The 18,111-nt window shown below is 63.7% G+C and carries 13 protein-coding genes; 7 read left to right on the top strand and 6 right to left on the bottom strand.

Annotated elements, in window-relative coordinates; all coding sequences use genetic code 11:
* The 3 genes from ACH196_RS07880 to ACH196_RS07870 all read left to right on the top strand — a co-directional run bounded on the left by ACH196_RS07880 (position 1) and on the right by ACH196_RS07870 (position 5,305).
* Entirely contained in the window at positions 1-957 is a 957-nt protein-coding gene (locus ACH196_RS07880; protein WP_396646331.1) for an ABC transporter permease, read from the top strand.
* Positions 957-2,207, top strand: coding sequence for a M20 family metallo-hydrolase (locus ACH196_RS07875; protein ID WP_396646330.1), 1,251 nt, complete (start codon positions 957-959; stop codon positions 2,205-2,207). The genes ACH196_RS07880 and ACH196_RS07875 overlap by 1 nt, the downstream gene beginning before the upstream one ends.
* Before the next feature lie 314 nt (positions 2,208-2,521).
* Positions 2,522-5,305, top strand: a complete 2,784-nt coding sequence (locus ACH196_RS07870; RefSeq protein WP_396646329.1) for a calcium-binding protein — start codon at positions 2,522-2,524, stop codon at positions 5,303-5,305.
* Between the two features lie 264 nt (positions 5,306-5,569).
* On the opposite strand, the gene ACH196_RS07865 is transcribed toward ACH196_RS07870, so the two are convergent.
* On the bottom strand, positions 5,570-6,559 hold the full coding sequence (locus ACH196_RS07865) for a hypothetical protein (RefSeq protein ID WP_396646328.1): 990 nt from the start codon (positions 6,557-6,559) through the stop codon (positions 5,570-5,572).
* Between the two features lie 803 nt (positions 6,560-7,362).
* Between ACH196_RS07865 and ACH196_RS07860 the strand changes: the two genes are divergently transcribed.
* On the top strand, positions 7,363-9,864 hold the full coding sequence (locus tag ACH196_RS07860) for a M10 family metallopeptidase C-terminal domain-containing protein (protein WP_396646327.1): 2,502 nt from the start codon (positions 7,363-7,365) through the stop codon (positions 9,862-9,864).
* 144 nt (positions 9,865-10,008) lie between these two features.
* Here ACH196_RS07860 and ACH196_RS07855 read toward each other — a convergent pair whose 3' ends face one another.
* Positions 10,009-10,260: a hypothetical protein gene (locus ACH196_RS07855; RefSeq protein ID WP_396646326.1), complete on the bottom strand. Its 252-nt coding sequence runs from the start codon at positions 10,258-10,260 to the stop codon at positions 10,009-10,011.
* Between ACH196_RS07855 and ACH196_RS07850 the strand changes: the two genes are divergently transcribed.
* Positions 10,259-12,097: an MJ1477/TM1410 family putative glycoside hydrolase gene (locus ACH196_RS07850; protein WP_396646325.1), complete on the top strand. Its 1,839-nt coding sequence runs from the start codon at positions 10,259-10,261 to the stop codon at positions 12,095-12,097. The two genes, ACH196_RS07855 and ACH196_RS07850, sit on opposite strands and share 2 nt — an antisense overlap.
* 81 nt (positions 12,098-12,178) lie before the next feature.
* Here ACH196_RS07850 and ACH196_RS07845 read toward each other — a convergent pair whose 3' ends face one another.
* Positions 12,179-13,936, bottom strand: a complete 1,758-nt coding sequence (locus ACH196_RS07845; protein WP_396646324.1) for a cation:proton antiporter — start codon at positions 13,934-13,936, stop codon at positions 12,179-12,181.
* 224 nt (positions 13,937-14,160) lie between these two features.
* On the opposite strand from ACH196_RS07845, the gene ubiG reads away from it, so the two are divergent.
* Positions 14,161-14,913, top strand: coding sequence for a bifunctional 2-polyprenyl-6-hydroxyphenol methylase/3-demethylubiquinol 3-O-methyltransferase UbiG (gene ubiG / locus ACH196_RS07840; RefSeq protein ID WP_396646323.1), 753 nt, complete (start codon positions 14,161-14,163; stop codon positions 14,911-14,913).
* A gap of 18 nt (positions 14,914-14,931) precedes the next feature.
* Here ubiG and ACH196_RS07835 read toward each other — a convergent pair whose 3' ends face one another.
* Positions 14,932-15,909 carry an OmpA family protein gene (locus tag ACH196_RS07835; RefSeq protein ID WP_396646322.1) on the bottom strand — a complete coding sequence of 326 codons (978 nt, stop codon included), beginning with the start codon at positions 15,907-15,909 and terminating at the stop codon, positions 14,932-14,934.
* Positions 15,910-16,441: 532 nt separating this feature from the next.
* On the opposite strand from ACH196_RS07835, the gene ACH196_RS07830 reads away from it, so the two are divergent.
* Positions 16,442-16,783, top strand: a complete 342-nt coding sequence (locus ACH196_RS07830; RefSeq protein WP_396646321.1) for an MmcQ/YjbR family DNA-binding protein — start codon at positions 16,442-16,444, stop codon at positions 16,781-16,783.
* Positions 16,784-16,814: 31 nt separating this feature from the next.
* Here the strand turns inward: ACH196_RS07830 and ACH196_RS07825 are convergent, their stop codons facing one another.
* Together ACH196_RS07825 and ACH196_RS07820 are read right to left on the bottom strand one after the other, a co-directional pair.
* Positions 16,815-17,240: a DUF1178 family protein gene (locus ACH196_RS07825; protein WP_396646320.1), complete on the bottom strand. Its 426-nt coding sequence runs from the start codon at positions 17,238-17,240 to the stop codon at positions 16,815-16,817.
* Positions 17,237-18,103: a carbon-nitrogen hydrolase family protein gene (locus ACH196_RS07820; protein WP_396646319.1), complete on the bottom strand. Its 867-nt coding sequence runs from the start codon at positions 18,101-18,103 to the stop codon at positions 17,237-17,239. The genes ACH196_RS07825 and ACH196_RS07820 overlap by 4 nt, the downstream gene beginning before the upstream one ends.
* Positions 18,104-18,111 lie beyond the last annotated feature (8 nt).

Here is an 18,111-nt window from a genome sequence, read left to right as displayed (position 1 = left end):
ATGGCTAATCCCGGCTACCAGCTCGAACGGTTCGGCCTCCTCATCGTGTGGCTTGCGGTCATCGCCCTGTTCGGCGCGATGCGTCCCGAGAGCTTTCTCACCTGGTCCAACTTCTCCAGCATCTTCGGGTCCGAAGCAGTCCTGGTCATCGTGACGCTCGGACTGATCATTCCTTTGACGGCGGGCGATTTCGATCTCTCGATCGCGCAGACCCTGACCTTCACGTCGATGCTGACCGCAATCCTCAGTGCCCGCATGGGTGTGCCGATCGGACTAATCATTCCGATCGCGCTTGCCGCCGGCGCCGTGGTCGGCCTGATCAACGGCGCGATCACGCTCTACTTCCGTGTCCATTCGCTGATCGTCACGCTCGGCGTCGGCACATTCCTGCACGGCGTCACGCTTTGGATCAGCGACAGCCAGACGATCAGCGGCGTGGCGCGCGTGCTCATGCAGTACGTCATCATCCAGCGGCTCTTCGGCATCCCGCTGAGCTTCTATTACGCCATCGTGCTTGCGGCGCTCGTCTGGTACGTCCTGTCCTACACCGCCTTCGGCCAACAATTGCTGTTCACCGGGCGCGGACGCGAGGTCGGGCGCCTGACGGGAGTGGCGGTCGGCCGCGTGCGCATGATGGCCTTCATGGCGTCCGGCATGATGGGCGCGGTCGCCGGCATCCTCTACACGGGCACGACGGGCTCGGCCAATCCCACCTCGGGCACCACGCTGCTCCTGCCGGCTTTCGCAGCGGCCTTCCTCGGCGCTACCTGCATCAAGCCCGGCCGCTTCAATGCCTGGGGCTCGGTCATCGCCGTTTACTTTCTCGTCACCGGCATCAACGGCCTGTCGGTGCTCGGCTTCCGCACCTTTGTCCACGACCTTTTCTACGGCGGGGCGCTGGTGGTTGCCGTGATGGTTTCGCAGCTCGTCAGCGGGCGCAAGGAAAGGACCCTCTGATGAACTATCCGGCAAACAGGCCGCGTTCGGCCATCTCGATCGATGCGGAACGGCTGTGGTCACGGCACATGGAAATGGCTGATATAGGCGCGATCGACGGAACCGGGTCGTGCCGCCTCGCCATGTCGGCCGAGGACGCGCAGGCCCGCGCGCTGCTCGCCTCCTGGTGCAAGAAGGCCGGCCTCGACGTCCATGTCGACGGCGCCGGCAACATGTTCGCCGTCCGGCCGGGCAGTGATCCCCGACGCCTGCCCGTCGCCTCGGGCAGCCATCTCGACACGCAGCCGCATGGCGGCCGCTTCGACGGCATCTCGGGCGTGCTCGCCGCTCTGGAGGTCATCGAGACACTGAACGATCAGGGGATCGAGACCGCCGCGCCGCTGGCGGTGGTGAACTGGACGAACGAGGAAGGTGTGCGCTACGCACCCGGCCTTCTCGGCTCGGCCTGGTATGCCGGCCTGCTCGACGACGAAGCGCTCGACCGCGTCAAGGCTGCCGACGGCACACCGTTCCGGCAAGAAGCGCGCGAGCGCGGCTGGCTCGGCGACGGCGCCGAAAAATTTCCGCTCGGCGCCTTCCTGGAACTGCACATCGAACAGGGCCCGATCCTCGAACAGGAAGGTCTTCAGGTTGGGATCGTCACGTCCGTGCAGGGGCTGCGCTGGCTCGACGTGGAGGTCAGGGGGACCGACGCGCATGCCGGCACGACGCCGCTCGACCAGCGGCAGGACGCGCTGCTGGCCTCGGCCCGCATGCTGGTGGCCCTGAACGAAATCGGGCGCCGGTACGGCTCCTCGGCGCGGGTAAGCGTCGGCCAGTTGCGGACGGCGACGGACGGCCCGAGCACCATCGTCGGACATGCGTCCTTCGTCGTCGACATCAGGCATCCGGATGCCGATACACTCGAACGGCTGAGCCGGGAATGCGCGGCAGCCTGCGCGGCGACCGGCAAGGCGTCCGGCTGCGAGGTCGACATCTCCGACCGCATCGCCGTCCCTCCGACGGTGTTCCACGACACCTGCATCGAGGCCCTGGAGCGCGGCGCCGAAGAGCAGGGATTTTCCTACCGGCGCATGGCGAGCGGCGCCCTTCACGACGCCGCCAACGTCGCCAAGGTCGCCCCGACGGCGATGATCTTCGTGCCATGCCGCGACGGCGTCAGCCACAATGTGAAGGAATATGCTTCCCCGGAAGACCTTGCCGCGGGGACGAACGTGCTGCTGCATGCGCTTCTGACGCTGGCCCGGTAGATTAACTCGGCCGCGCCTGCCTCAAGCGCGCTGATCCCGAACAGCCCTTCGCGATGGCCAAGCGCCGTCGCGTCGATCGCGCCTGCCATCCCGACAAGAATGAAACAAAACCGGCCTGCCCTGAAATCGGCGTGAAACGCCATCGCCGCAGTCTCTCCCCAACGCACTTTCCGAAACGCTGAAACCGGACGCGGCCATGCCGTCCGCCGACCATGGCGGCCGTCATTTCGCCGGCCGGCCGCGCCTGCCTGTGCTCATTCCCGCCGGCGCCATCGGACGCCGGGAAACCCGATCATCCCGAAAGGACCACGTCAATGTCACTCACCAGCACCTACGCCAGCAACCCGGTCAAGCACCAGTTCGACGCCAACAGCTTCGGCCTCGTCGACCAGCTTTCGCCCACCGTGCTTGCTCTGTCCAACGGCGGCTTCGTCGTCGCCTACAACAATCATGACACCAGCGACGGCTACATCATGGTGGACTTCTACGATTCCGGCTTCAACCGGATCGGCAATTATCAGGACAAGATACCCTCCAACGGCGACACGACGGCGATCGGCCAGCCGACGCTGACCGAAACCTCCGACGGCAACGTCATGCTCGTCTGGGACGAGAACCAATCGGGCGAGGCTGGCATCAACGGTCGGATATTCGACGCCACCGGCGCGATCATCAGCCCGGAGTTCAGCCTCGGGGTCGGAGCGAACTTCGAGGATCCGCAGGTGGCCGCCCTCGACGGCGGACATATCGCCTATACCTACACCTACAACGGCAATGTCTATGTATATCGCACACATCCGGGTGGTTCGGAGACGCAGCAGGTCAACACATTCGCCGCCGCCGGCGTGCAGAACGACAGCGCCATCACGGTGCTCGCCGACGGCGGTTACGTCGTCACCTATACCGACACCAACCCGGCCAACCAGCAGATCCGCGGCGCCGTCTTCAATGCCGACGGTTCGGTGCGCAAGGCCGACTTCGTCATCGCCGCCGGCGGCGACAACACCCAATCAAAACTCGTGGCACTGCCCAACGGCAATTTCGCGGTGGTCTATACAGACAGCGGCTGGAACGAGCCCGGTGCGCTGGGCAACGGCATCACCATGCAGATCTTCGACGCCCAGGGCAACAACGAGGTGCCCGGTATTTATCTGCACGTCAACACCACCAGCAGCGCCGACGAGCGCGAGCCTGCTATCTCGGTGCTGGAAAACGGCATGATCCTGGTGTCCTGGACACGCCCCTCCGCGCCCGGCGACGCCGACATCTATGGACGCGTCTATACCCAGGACGGCGTTGCCGCGACGGCCGAATTCGTCATCACCAGTGGCGGCACCGATCTCGACAGCAAGCCCAGCATCGCCGCCCTGTCCGGAGGCCAATACGTGACCGTCTGGCAGGACGGCTATGACATGGACGGCGAAGGCGGCGACAACAATGGCGACAAGATCTCGGCCGAGATCAACGAGATCGTCCGCCACACCACCGGCGATGCGGCCGACGACGTTTTCGATGGCGACGCGCTGCGCGACATCGTCAACGGCCTCGGCGGAGAGGATACGCTGAGCGGCGCGGGCGGCAACGACACGCTCTTCGGCGGCGATAACGACGACATTCTGAATGGCGGCGCCGGCGACGATGCGCTCGGCGGTGGTAGTGGCGACGACATCATGACCGGCGGCCTGGGCAACGATCTGTATTTCGTCAACGACGCCGGCGACCAGGTCTCCGAGCAGGCGAGCCAGGGCACCGACGAAGTCGGCACCTTCGTCGACTGGACGCTCGGCGCCAATTTCGAAAACCTGACGATGCAGGGCGACGCCGACATCGACGCCACCGGCAACGCGCTGGACAACGTCATCACCGGCAACCTCGGCAACAACGCATTGAGCGGTGGCGGCGGCGATGACGTCCTGATGGGCGGCGGCGGCGCGGATGCGCTGAACGGCGGCGCGAACACGGACACCGCCTCCTACGCCAACGCGATGGCCGCCGTTGTTGTCAGCCTTGCCAATCCGGCGATCAATGGCGGCGATGCCGCCGGCGACAGCTACGTCTCGATCGAAAACCTGACCGGCTCGATGTACGGCGACACGCTCAACGGCGACGACGACGTCAACATCGTCAAGGGGGGCGGCGGCATCGACACCGTCAAGGGTTATGGCGGCGCCGACATGCTCTTCGGCGAGGCAGGCAGCGATACGCTGATCGGCGGCGTCGGGGCCGACATGCTCGACGGCGGCGCGGATACCGACACCGCCTCCTATGCCGGCGCCACGGCCGGCGTCATCGCCAGCCTGGCCAATCCGGCGATCAACAGCGGCGACGCCGCCGGCGACAGTTTTGTCTCGATCGAGAACCTGACCGGTTCCGGTTTCGACGACGCGCTGAACGGCGACAACGCCTATAATTTCATCCAGGGCGGCGGCGGCGCCGACACCATGAAGGGTTATGGCAGCACCGATCAGCTTCACGGCGAAGCCGGCAACGACACGCTGATCGGCGGCGTCGGGGCCGACATACTCGACGGCGGCGCGGATACCGACACCGCCTCCTATGCCGGCGCGACGGCCGGCGTCGTCGCCAGCCTCGCCAACTCCTCGATCAATTCCGGCGACGCCACCTCCGACGCCTATGTTTCGATCGAGAACCTGACGGGTTCGAGCTTTGAGGACGCGCTCAATGGCGACAATCTTGTCAATGTCATCGACGGGGGTGCAGGCTACGACACCATCAAGGGTTATGGCGGCAACGACACGTTGTCGGGAGGCGCGGGCAAGGACAATTTCGTGTTCAACACCGCGCTCGACGACAGCACCAATGTCGACACGATCACCGACTTCAACGTTGCCGCCGACACGATGCAGCTCGACAATGCCTTCTTCACGGCGCTGACGGCGACCGGCGCGCTCGCGGCATCGGCGTTCAAGGATATCGCCAGCGGGCCGAAGGATGCTAGCGACCGGATCATCTACAATTCCGACACCGGCAATCTCTACTACGATGCCGACGGATCGGGCGACGCCTTCGGCAACATCAAGTTCGCCACGCTTGCCAACCAGGCCGAGCTGACGGCCGCGAATTTCGTGGTGATCTGAGGGAACCGGGCCTCCGGGCCCGGCTCCGCACGCCGTGAAACAGTACGCGCCGGCCGTCGCGGCCGGGCCGGCGCCAAAGCCGGGGGCAGTTACCTTAATTCCGCCCGTACCAGCCTTGAAGCGGCTGCGCCCTTCTGCGGAATTAAGGAAACTGTCCCCTGCATGCAGCCGTCGTCGCTGCCACGCCCAGATTTTTCCGGTTGACCGTTAAGCCATTGAGATAATCTTCTTTTTGAGAATCGCCAGGTCGACAGGGCATCGCTGTCACGACGTATCCCTGCGCGGCGGTTCCAGCGCGTAGAGCGCCATCGCATTGGCGTGCGCCAGGATCTCGTCGACCTCGCGGATGTTCTTGCGTTTCGGAACATCCGGATCGAAGCGCGGCAATCTTCCGCCGGGCGGCCGCCCGCGCCTCAGCGGTGAAAAGCGCCGGAACCGGACCGGGCCTGGCTTGCCCTGCGCCGTTGCCGCGTCGCGAGCTTGCTTGTCTCGCGCAAGGCCTGCGTCATTGCGCGCCTTCCAGCGGGCGAAACGCTGCGCCTGTCCCGGAAGATCGTCGAGTGCCTGACCCAGCGCGTCCAGCCTGAGCGCCAGCCTTGCCGCATTGATCGGATCGTCGCGCGACGGCAGCGGAGGCGGCGGCGGCAGGGGGATGCGTGGCGCATCAACGTCGAGCGACCGGATGCGCGGCACGGCATGCGCCGGCACATATTTGCGGCGGATGCGGAAGGGATATTTCAGCGCATCAAGCAGCGGCAGGTTTAGTCCGCGCGGCCGTGCGGCACGCCGTTCGGCGGCTTTCCGCTCGGCTTCGTAGCGGGCAAAATCCTCCTGCGACAGGGCGACGGCAAGGCCGAGGCGGCGCATGGCGGCCACCGTGTCGGAAATTTTCGGCTTCGGCTTTCGCGGACGAAACGGCGGCAGCGTCACCACGATGCCTTGCGCAGCCACGATGATCAGCCGCCGCGCGGCGGATTCGGCAGGGCGCAGCATGAGAAGAATGGCGCGGTAGAGGTGGCGGGGAAGCGTAAGTGCGGGATTAAGTGCCGGGGACAGTTTACTTTTTTCCGCCTGCTCCAGCCTTGAAGCGGCTTCGCCCTTCTGCGGAAAGAAAGTAAACTGTCCCCCAGCGCCTGGCTCTCGAGCGCCCGCCTTGCCGAACCCCATCTCGGCCATGCCGACGAGCATCAAGAGGATGTGCTTCAGCGCCTGCCGATATCGCTCGATTGTTGCACTCGCGTCTCCATACTCCACCGCCGCCTCCTCCGGACAAGGCCAACATTCAGTATGGAACATAAAGGGAACAAATACAAGCGTCCTAAGAAAATAATCCTTGACGATGACGAAGCAGCCACCACGCTGTCAGTGCAACACATTGAAAAGGTTAAATTTTTCGAAGAACAGCAGCGTGCCTCACGGTCCTCCCGGCTTGGGCGAACGGCCGTTCGAAAAGAATGTCATGCTTGTAAAACCAAGCAGAAACAGGGAGTTGCTCGCGACGCGCGTGGATATTCGCGCAACAAGCATGACCAAGGGGCGGACAAGGGCCGGCTCTTCACAGGCACCTTTCCTTCATATCCAACGCGACGTGCCGGGGGACGGGCACCCCTCTTAGGCCCAGCGTCTGGACTGTAATGGCCTCCCTGCCGAGAGAAAATGAACTTTCGCCTGCGGTTCCTCCTTCCGGTTGGCGCCCGTTCTTCGAGCTGTCCTGCCGGACACCTATCGAAGCCGGTCGCAACCCTCGCGCTCCGTCCAGAACAAAACCGCCGCTGACATTAGGGGACGTTCGTGTCCTGCCAACCGCTGACGTCGGATGGGCAGGGCCATCCACCGGCGAAGCGTGCCTGACGCCGGCGTGACGGCGGGATGACCGCCACCCCTCGCCCTGCAGTGGCGGGCAATCCTCATACGCCGGAGCAGTATTCCGGGCCGGCGACACATTCTTAACAGAACGAGCCGGACCCCGGCAAAGCTCCGAAACACGCCGCCACCATAAGGGCGACAAAGGCGGATCGACCCGATTTCCCGGGACACGCCAATTTGGAGGTTTGACAATGGCTTACGACAACCATGAATTCGGGGAAAACAACGAGCCGAATGCCCCCGGCCCCGGCGGCTCGTCCGAAGCGGCGCCGCCGGTCCTTACGCTCGACCAGATCATCGAAAAACTGCACACGAGCTGGACCAATGGCGACGCCGGCCACACCCGCACCTGGAGCGGGCAGACGGTCACCTATTCGATGCCGGACACGGCGCCGTCGAACGACCCGGACCTTCCCGTCCATCAGGAAGCCAACGGCCAGGTCACGATGACCACGGCGATGCAAAACTCCGCGCGGCTCGCTTTCGAGCTCTGGGACGACCTCATCGCCATCAATCTGACCGAAAGCAACAACGATCCGGCGGCGGACATCACCTTCGCCTACTCTTCCACCTCGGGCGGCACGCATGCCTCGCCGATCCTGGACTATGGCGCCAACGGCCAGGATACGATCATCGGCCAGCAGATGTGGTTCGACTCGACCTGGGAAACCCAGGATGACGACGCCGACCTGTTCTTCGGCGGCTACGGCTTCCAGACCTACATGCACGAGATCGGCCACGCCCTCGGCCTGTCGCACCCAGGCCAATACAACGGCAGCGCCACCTACGCGAATGACGCGGAGTTCGCGCAGGACAACCGCCAGTATACGATCATGTCCTATTTCGGCGCCTACAGAGAAAGCCAGCAGGCCTGGACCCAGGACGAGGAATATTCGACGGACTTCTACTCCTCGACGCCGATGCTCTACGACATCGCGGCGATCCAGGCCAAATACGGGGCCGACTATACGACCCGCGCCGGCAACACGACCTACGGCTTCAACAGCAATGCCGGGCGCGAGGTCTACGACTTCAACCTGAACGATCATCCGATCTTCGCCATATGGGACGGCGGCGGCACGGACACGATCGACACGCATTTCTACTACGACACCCAGTACATCAACCTCGGTGAGGGCGCGTACTCCTCGATCCTCGGTCTGACCGGCAACGTCGCCATCGCCTATGGCGCTGTCATCGAACACGCCAAGGGCGGCTCGGGCCAGGACTACATCCAGGGGAACGCCGTGGGCAACAATCTCTACGGCAATGGCGACATCGACCAGCTCTACGGCATGTCCGGCAACGACCGGCTCGATGGCGGCCAGGGCGCGGACCGGATGTTCGGCGGCGCGGGCGACGACAATTATTACGTCGACAACATCAATGACTTCATCGAGGAAACCAGCATCATCAACGGCCACGACAAGGTCTATTCGACCGCCAGCAGCTATACGCTGCCCTACAAGGTCGAAGTGCTGACCTTGCAGGGCGGAGCGGTGAGCGGCACCGGGAACGGCGCCGCGAACGAGATCAACGGCAATCTCGGCGACAACATTCTTGACGGCGGCGCCGGCGCCGACATCCTGCGCGGCGGCCAGGGCGCCGACACCTACTATGTCGACAATTTTAGCGACCAGGTGCTCGAGTCCTCGACGCCCGAGATCGACACCGTTCATTCGACGGTCAGCTACATTCTCGGCAACTATGTCGAGAACCTCGCGCTCGAAGGCGGCGCCGTCTATGGCACGGGCAACACGCTCGACAATGTCATCACCGGCAACGAATTCTACAACGAACTGTTCGGCGACGCCGGAGCCGACACGCTCGAGGGCGCCGGCGGCCTCGACCTGCTGACCGGCGGTATCGGCAAGGACGCCGCATCCTATGAGCATGCCGCCACCGGTGTGATCGCCAGCCTCGCCAACGCTTCGATCAACAGCGGGGATGCCGACGGCGATGCCTATATTTCGATCGAGAGCCTCGTCGGTTCGAGCTTCGATGACGCCCTGAACGGCAGCGACGAAGCAAACGCCATCAATGGCGGCCTGGGAAGCGACATCATCAAGGGTTATGGCGATGATGACGTGCTGGCCGGCGGCGAGGGCAACGACACGCTGATCGGCGGCAGCGGCGCAGACTATCTGAGCGGCGGAACGGGCACCGACACCGCGTCCTATTTCGGCGCGACGGCAGGGGTCGCCGTCAGCCTCGCCAACCCCGCCATCAACAGCGGGGATGCAGCCGGCGACACCTACAATTCGATCGAGAACCTGTCCGGCTCCGGCTTCGACGATACGCTCACCGGCAACAGCGGCGCCAATGTCATCACCGGCGGCGCCGGCAACGACATACTAACCGGCGGCGCGGGCGGCGACATTTTTGTGTTCAGCGCTGCGCTGGATGCGGTCGCCAATGTCGACACGATCGTCGACTTCAGCGCCACGGCCGAGACGATTGACCTCGACAGCGCCTTCTTCAGCGCGCTGTCCGCGATCGGCACGCTTGCCGCCTCGGCGTTCAAGGACATCGCCAACAGCGTGAAGGATGCCAGCGACCGGATCATCTACAACTCCGACACCGGCAATCTCTATTACGATGCCGACGGCTCGGGCGATGCTTTCGGCAACGTCAAGTTCGCCAGCTTCGCCAATCTGACCGATCTGACGGCGGCCGACTTCGTGGTGATCTGACCTCAGGGCAGGAAGCTCCCCTGCCTGCCGGCCGAAGCATCGCCGCAAGTGATGCTTCGGCCGATCCCTGTCGCCCCCGCAGGCAAAAAAACCGGGACCGGCCCCACTCCCCCCGGCACAGGCCAGCCCCGGTAGCGGCAACCGCTACAGCACAAGATCGTCGACGGTGAGCATCGGAGACCCGGCCAGCAAAATCTGGAAGTCGATGGACCTGTCGCCGTTCAGATTGCCAAGAAGATTGGAGCCGTCGAAGCGCAATTCGCCGGCCACCCCATGTCGCCGCATGCGTGAATTCGCGGCATTACTTGCAATCGGAGCGAGCTTGACTGGGCGGACCGCGCCGACATAAGCCTTGATCTGGGCGAGTCGGGGCTGTGCAAAATAAGGCAGACTCATGACCCTTCCATTTCTCTATCAATTGCAGAACACCAGTTTCTCGTCGTTGTCGGCGCAATCGTACCGGGCTGCCGTCATCGACATGGACGAATCCGGCCTCAGCGCGTCGCAGGTCCAGACGCTGCAAGGCCAGGGCAAAACCCTCTTCACCTATCTGAGCATCGGCGAAGCCGAGGACTATCGCGACTACTGGACCGACGGGAATTGGGACCAGAACAAACCGTCGTTCGTGCTCGGCGAAAATCCCGATTGGGCCGGCAATTTCTCGGTGAAATTCTGGGATCCGGCGTGGCAGTCGATCATGTTCGAACGTGTCGATGAAGCGATCGCCCTCGGCTATAACGGCATGTATCTCGACATCGTCGATGCATACGAGGTCGCGCAAGTGCGCGCGGCCTATTCCGGGTCGGATATCCGCCAGGAGATGATCGATTTCGTGATCGCGTTGTCTGAGTACGCCAAGGCGATCGATCCGAATTTCAAAGTGATTCCGCAAAACGCGGTCGGATTGCTCGCGGCAAACGAATCGAACCCGGACGCGCCGAACACCGCATATCTCAATGCCATCGACGGCGTCGGCGTAGAGGACCTTTGGTACAACGATAACAACACTTCGTCCTGGACGAGCGGAGACCTGGAGTTCCTGCAGAACGCGATCAACGCAGGCAAATTCGTGCTTGCAACGTCGTATCCGACGCAGGACGCCAAGCAGGAGGCGTTCGTGACGAACGCGCTCAACGCGGGTTTCGTGCCCTTCGTCGCCGACCGCGACCTCACCGGCGTGATCGATCCGACCAATCTCACGATCGAAGCGCGCATGGCCGGACTCGACATCGATACGCCGTGGGATGTGGCTTTGCTGCCCATCTATGGCACAGCCGCTTCCGAGACGCTTCAGGGCGTAGCAGGCAACGATCAAATCTTTGGCCTTAGCGGCAACGATACGCTCTATGGCAATGGCGGCAGCGACGCGCTCAACGGCGGATCGGGCAACGACACTGCATCCTATGCGAATGCCACTGTCGGCGTGGTCGCCAGCCTGGCCAACGCCGCCATCAACAACGGGGATGCCAACGGCGACACCTATAACTCCGTCGAGAACCTGATCGGTTCGCGCTTCGGCGATGCGCTGAACGGCAGCAACGGCAGCAACGATATTCGCGGCATTAACGGCGATGACGTGATCAAGGGTTATGCCGGCAACGACAAGCTCTTCGGCCAGAACGGCAACGACACGCTGATCGGCGGCGCCGGTGCCGATTATCTGAGCGGGGGAAGCGGATCGGACACGGCGTCGTATTTCGGCGCCACCGCTGGCGTGGTCGCCAGCCTGGCCAACTCCTCAATCAATACCGGCGACGCGGCCGGCGACACTTATAATTCGATCATGAGCCTGGTCGGCTCAGACTTTAGTGACACCCTGAACGGCTCGAATGGCGGCAACCGGATTGACGGCGGCATCGGCTACGACACGATCAAGGGTTATGGTGGCAACGACAGGTTGACGGGAGGAGCGGGCAAGGACGATTTTGTCTTCAACACCGAGCTGGACGACAGCAGCAATGTCGATGCGATCGCCGACTTCAACGTCGCCGCCGACAGGGTACAGCTCGACAACGTGGTCTTCACGGCGCTGACGACCGGCGCACTCGCGGCCTCCGCCTTCAAGGACATCGCCGACGACCCGAAGGATGCGAACGACCGGATCATCTACAATTCCGACACCGGCATTCTCTACTATGATGCCGACGGCTCGGGTGACGCTTTCGGCAACGTCAAGTTCGCCAGCTTCGCCAATCTGGCGGATCTGACGGCGGCCGACTTCGTGGTGATCTGACCTTAGGGCAGGAAGCTCCCCTGCCCCTGGCCGAAGCATCGCCGCAGGCATGCTTCGGCCAAAGCTTGATGCCGGCGCGGCCTATTTCGCGGTTTCCGCGCCGTTCTCCTCGGCCTCGGCGCTGGCGGCCCGGTTCGCCTCGATTCGCTCATGCGCCATCTTGTCAACGGCGGCGCGCAATTCGGGGTGCCTTGCCATGAACTGCGTGAAGTCGCGCCGCTCCAGGAACTGGAATTCGCAGAAGTCGACGGCGATCACGTCGGCGGTGCGCCGGGAGCCGCTGAGCAGCGCCATCTCGCCGAAGAACGAACCGGCCTCGAGGTGGATCGAGCGTCCGCCGACCCGCACCTCGACCGCGCCGGAGGAGATGAAATACATGCCGTCGGCCCGGTCGCCGGTGCGGATCACCCGCTCGCCGGGCGAGGCGGATGCCGGCCTGAACAGCAGCAGCAGTTCCTCCTGGTCGTCGGGCGGCACCAGCGACAGCAGCGGGAAGGTCGTCAGCAGTTCCTGGATCTTCACATGCCGCGCCTCGTCGCGCGCCTCCTGCATGGCCCGGATCCGGCCAAGTTCCTTGACCAGCACGTCGTGATTGGCCCGTCCATAGCTTGCGGTCACGCTGGGCCAGCGGACCCGCACCCATTTCTGCAATTCGCCGGTGGCATAGAAGACAAGCGGATTGAGCGTGATCGATAGCAGGGCGCCCGCAAGGATCAGGTCCCGCCCCTCGGTCGGCATCAGGCCGAGGCCGAGGCCGAGCGCAGCGAGGATGAACGAGAATTCGCCGATCTGCGCCAGGCTGCCGGCCACCATCAGGCCCATGCTGACCGGGTAACGCAGCAGGATGACGATCAGGAACCCGATCACCGACTTGCCGATCATGATCAGCGCCAGCACGCCGAGCACGTCGAGCGGGTCCTCGACGATGACCGACGGATCGAACAGCATGCCGACGGACACGAAGAACAGCACAGAGAAGGCGTCCTGCAACGGCAGGGATTCCGCAGCCGCCTTATGGCTGAGATGCGATTCGCCGAGCACGAGGCCAGCAAAAAATGCGCCAAGCGCAAAGGACACGCCGAACACCTGCGCCGAGCCGTAGGCGATGCCGACGGCCAGCGCCAGCACCGAGAGCGTGAAGAGTTCACGCGAACCCGTGCGCGCCACCTTGGTCAGCACCCAGGGCACGACCTTCGGACCGAGGAAGATTGCCAATGCCGCGAACACCGCGACCTTGGCCAGCGTGATCGCCAGCGTCAGCGCCAGCGACGACCCGCCGGCCTCCGCCCCATGGACCGCGCCTGTGTCGGCACCCAGCATCTCCGCCAGCGCCGGCAGCAGGACCAGCGCCAGCACCATGGCAAGATCCTCGACGATCAGCCAGCCGACCGCCACGCGCCCGCTTGGCGTGTTGAGGAGATTACGCTCCTCCAGCGCCTTGAGCAGCACCACGGTGCTCGCCACCGACAGGCTGAGGCCCAACACAATGCCGGCGCCGAGGCTCCAGCCCCAGATCGAGGCGAGGCCGACACCGAGCAATGTGGCAAGCACGATCTGACCGATCGCGCCCGGAATGGCGACGCCGCGGACCGCGAGAAGGTCCTGGGCGGAAAAATGCAGGCCGACGCCGAACATCAACAGGATGACGCCCATTTCGGCGAGTTGCTGGGCAAGCGCCCCGTCGGCGACGAGCCCCGGCGTGAACGGACCGATCATGACGCCGGCGACGAGATAGCCGACCAGCGGCGGCAGCCTCAGGCGGTCGGCGCCATAGCCGAAGATCGAGGCGAGCACGAAGCACACGGCTATCGTGGAGATCAGCGTGACGTCTTGATGCAAACCGTGTCCCTCGTCTTGCGGCTCTGTACCGTTTCTCCGTCGGCTTCACCCGTCAAATGCCGGGAAAGCCCCCGGTTCGCAAGCCCGCTATCGCCGCAGAAGGCCGCCAGGCCAAGATTTGTCGGCTCAAGCCCGACGCATCGCCCTTGCGGCGGCATCAAGGCGACGGCTTGACTTTCCCGCGCACACGCCCGACTTCCTGTAGCGCAAGGGAGACCACCGCGATGCCAGAGCCCCGACGATCGACGATCGACGCGGGAGAAGTCGAACGCTTCTCCGCGCTTTCCGCCGAATGGTGGAACCCGAACGGCAAATTCCGGCCGCTGCACAAGTTCAATCCGGTGCGTCTTTCCTATATCCGCGACCAGGTGGCGGCGCGATTCGGCCGCGACATCCACGCAGCGCGGCCATTCGAGGGCCTGCGCTTCCTCGACATCGGCTGCGGCGGCGGCCTCTTGTGCGAGCCGATGGCGCGGCTGGGCGCCGAGATGGTGGGCGCCGACGCTTCGGCCACCAACATCGAGGTGGCGAAGCTGCATGCGGCCGAATCAGGGGTGACAATCGACTATCGCGCCGTGCCCGCCGAGGATCTCGCCGATGCAGGCGAAAAATTTGACGTGATTCTTAACATGGAGGTGGTCGAGCATGTTTCGGATGTCGGCCTTTACCTCTCGCGCTGCGCCGAAATGGTGAGGCCGGGCGGCATCATGTTTGTCGCCACCATCAACCGGACGCTGAAGGCGCTGGGCCTGGCGATCATCGGCGCCGAATACGTGCTGCGCTGGCTGCCGCGCGGCACCCACCAGTACGGCCGGCTGGTGCGCCCCGACGAGCTAGAAAAGGCGCTCTCCGAGGCGGGCATGACGATCGTCGACCGCACGGGCGTCATCTACCACCCGCTCGCCGACCGCTGGCAGCGGTCGAAGGACATGGACGTCAACTACATGGTGATGGCGGAAAAGCCATCGGTGGCCTGACCGCGGGATTGTCTGCTCCTACATCGCCTCGATGACCACCCGCCGGTTGAGGGCCCGCCCTTCGGGCGTGCCGTTGTCGGCGACCGGATGGTCCTCGCCATCGCCGCCCGGCCTGAGCAGCGAAGCGTCGAACAGTTTTTCCCTGACGAAAAAGTCTGCGACCGCCTGGGCGCGCTGGCGGGAGAGACGCTTGTTGTAGCCGCCGCCGCCGACATTGTCGGTGTGGCCGGTGATGTAGATCTTGTGGTCGGGCTGGAGCCTTTGCTTGATGTAGGCGGCCGCCTCCCGCAGCCTCTGCTCCGCGCCCGGCTTGAGCCGGAAACTGTCGAAGCCGAACAGTTCTTCGTTCGGAACCCGGAAGCCGATCGTGGCGGTGGCCGTGCTGGGGCCGATCCGATCCGGCGATCCCTCGACGCGAAGATGTTTCGGCGCCTTGGCGGAGATGCCGTTGGCCAAAGCTATGCGGGCCTGTTCGGAATGGTAGCCGGGATGCTCGTCGAGCCGCCTCACCAGCGGCACGATCTGTTCATAGGAGATTCGGAGGCCCGAACCCGGATCGCTGTCCAGCTTGAATTGTTTCGCGAGCCCGATCGCCATCTTGACGACGCCCCAGCCGGCGGGAATCGTCGGGTTCGAATTGCTCAGCAGGAGATATACAGCCTGCGCCAGATAGGCGGCCGACTCGTTGGCCTTGGCCGTCATCTGCACATATTCCATGTCCTTGATGGCATGGGTGCATTCGTGGATCAGGATCGATCTGTTGAAGAGGTCCGGCGGCGAATCGGCCTTCTGCGTCGTGAGCGTATCCGTATCGGAGTCGTAGGATGCGAGCCCCTCATCGTCCCCGGTCTCGACCAGGATCTGGTCGTCGCGGATGAGTTCGAAAATCTTGCGGTAGGCCTCGCCGCGGATGTGAAGCCCGTCGACGGAGAAATCCATCTTGTTGAGGACCGAATCCCCGACCGCTGTCAGCACGTCCATCTGACCGAGTGGCATAGTCGTTCTTTCCTTGCTACGGCTCTTGCCCGCCCGGCAGTGGACGCTGGGATTCGAGCACCGATTTTATGCTGATTACCACACAAAATATGTGGAAGGTCGCAAATTACACCCTTGGCGAGGGAAGGAACATTGCCCGAGATAGGTCCAGTTGCAATATATGACTTGGGCCAGTTACGATAGGCTGCAATTCAGAACTATGTCTTCCGGATGAGCCTTAAGAAATACTATTTTTGTTAAAAGTATCGGTCACATCAATACAAGTGCATGCAGATAAAGCCAATCGTCAATTCCAGGTGCGAAAGCGCCTTTGCCGGCGGTGGGCAGGCGCCGGGTCTCCGAGACGGTTACAAAAGGCCTTCGCGGGCGCAACACAAAGCGTCGCGTCGTCTTCGACGGGCACATAAGCCACGGCGAGCGAACGAGCGACGCAGGTCCCGTCTCGCGGCAGGTTGCAAATGTTCAAGACGGGCGTGACCGATGACGGCATGATGGCGCTCGACATGACGCAAACCGCGCTCGGGACAGGATCATGACAGCCGACGACTTCCGCCGCATCGCGCTCGCCCTGCCCGAAGCCGAGGAGAAATCACATTTCAGCAAGCCGGATTTTCGCGTGCGCAATCGCATCTTCGCCAGCCTGCCGCCCGGCGGCCAAGCAGTGCTGAAGCTGACGCCGGAGGAGCAGGCGATGCTGACTGAGGCGGAGCCGGACATCTTCCGCCCGATCAAGGGTGGCTGGGGCCGGCAGGGCTGGACGGAAGTGACTTTGTCGGCTGCGGACGAGACCACGCTGCACAGCGCCTGCCTGATGGCCTGGCGCAACGCGGCGCCACCGGCAATCAGGAAGCGTGAGGCGTTGACGCGGGCTTGAAATCGGAAGGAGCGGTGCTGGCAGCCAAGTCCTAATTCCGATCGTCGGGAAAAACCGGGATCGGCATGAACTCGACGCCATCGTCGAGCAGGCCCTTGGCCTCCTCGGGCGTCGCCTCGCCATAGATGCCGCGCGCCTCGGTCTCGCCGAAATGGATCTTTCGTGCTTCGTCGGCGAACTTGTCGCCGACATAGTCGGCGTTCTCGCGCATCTTTTCCGACAGCGCCTTCAACTGCGCCATCGCCTGCTTCTGCGCCTCGCCCATGGCCAGCGCGATCTTTTCCTTTTTGCGGCCCGTTGAGACGGACGGCGCCATCAGCGCCTTCTCGACCTTCTTCGAGCCGCATGCAGGGCATTCAACGAAACCGCGCTTCTTCTGGGTGTCGAAGTCGTCATTGTTGCGGAACCACGCTTCGAATTCGTGCTCGTGGTCGCAATGCAGGGAAAAACGGATCAAGATGCGGCTCCCCGCAGCGCGGGCTCCGGCCGCGCCACATGGTTGACGGCAAACTCGCGCGCGTTCTTCAGATTGGGGATTTTTTTGCGCGCCTGCGCCGAAAGCGCCGTGTCGATCTCGGCAATCACGATGCCGGGCTCGTCATGGTCGGCCTCCGCGATCACCTTGCCCCACGGATCGACGATCAGCGAATGGCCATAAGTCTCGCGGCCGTCCTCATGCTTGCCGCCTTGAGCGGCGGCGATGACGAAGGCGCCGTTCTCGATGGCGCGGGCACGCAGCAGGATATGCCAGTGCGCCTCGCCGGTCTGGCGCGTGAAGGCGGCCGGAACGGTCAGCACATCGGCGCCGGCAAGCGCTTCGGCCCGGAAAAGCTGCGGGAAACGCAGATCGTAGCAGATTGCAAAACCCAGCCGGGCGATGGCGAGGTCGGCCACCGTCGCCCCCGCGCCGGCCTCATAGGCCGCGGATTCGCGCCAACTCTCGCCATTGTCGAGATCAACGTCGAACATGTGGATCTTGTCATAGGAGGCGAGCAGCGACCCGTCGGGGCCGAACAGCAGCGCGCGGTTGGCGAGTTTTCCGTCGGTGCGCAGGATCGCCGTCGAGCCGATATGCAGATAGATGCCGAGTTCGGAGGCCAGCCGCGCAGCCGTCGCGACCACCACGTCCTTCTCCTCGGTAGTGAAGGCGCTTGCCCGTGCGTCCTTGTCGCGCACCAGCGCGCCGGTCATTTCGGGCGTCTGCACATAGGTAGCGCCCTGCGCGGCGGCTTCGCGCACCATCGCTTCCATGTCGGCGGCGTTGCGGCGGGGCTCGGTGCCCGACCGCATCTGGATCGCGGCGGCCTTGAAGATGCTCATCAAAAATC

This window comes from Mesorhizobium sp. IMUNJ 23232, assembly GCF_044326205.1.
Lineage (GTDB): Bacteria > Pseudomonadota > Alphaproteobacteria > Rhizobiales > Rhizobiaceae > Kumtagia.
Note: the sequence above shows the minus strand (reverse complement) of the source record. Positions and strands in the feature narration are given on the sequence as shown.

Excerpts from the sequence above, each read along its gene's own strand:
- ACH196_RS07860 (WP_396646327.1), top strand. The coding sequence starts at position 7,363 with ATGGCTTACGACAACCATGAATTCGGGGAAAACAACGAGCCGAATGCC.
- ACH196_RS07880 (WP_396646331.1), top strand. The coding sequence starts at position 1 with ATGGCTAATCCCGGCTACCAGCTCGAACGGTTCGGCCTCCTCATCGTG.
- ACH196_RS07850 (WP_396646325.1), top strand. The coding sequence starts at position 10,259 with ATGACCCTTCCATTTCTCTATCAATTGCAGAACACCAGTTTCTCGTCG.
- ACH196_RS07875 (WP_396646330.1), top strand. The coding sequence starts at position 957 with ATGAACTATCCGGCAAACAGGCCGCGTTCGGCCATCTCGATCGATGCG.
- ubiG (WP_396646323.1), top strand. The coding sequence starts at position 14,161 with ATGCCAGAGCCCCGACGATCGACGATCGACGCGGGAGAAGTCGAACGC.
- ACH196_RS07830 (WP_396646321.1), top strand. The coding sequence starts at position 16,442 with ATGACAGCCGACGACTTCCGCCGCATCGCGCTCGCCCTGCCCGAAGCC.
- ACH196_RS07870 (WP_396646329.1), top strand. The coding sequence starts at position 2,522 with ATGTCACTCACCAGCACCTACGCCAGCAACCCGGTCAAGCACCAGTTC.
- ACH196_RS07835 (WP_396646322.1), bottom strand. The coding sequence starts at position 15,909 with ATGCCACTCGGTCAGATGGACGTGCTGACAGCGGTCGGGGATTCGGTC.
- ACH196_RS07820 (WP_396646319.1), bottom strand. The coding sequence starts at position 18,103 with ATGAGCATCTTCAAGGCCGCCGCGATCCAGATGCGGTCGGGCACCGAG.
- ACH196_RS07855 (WP_396646326.1), bottom strand. The coding sequence starts at position 10,260 with ATGAGTCTGCCTTATTTTGCACAGCCCCGACTCGCCCAGATCAAGGCT.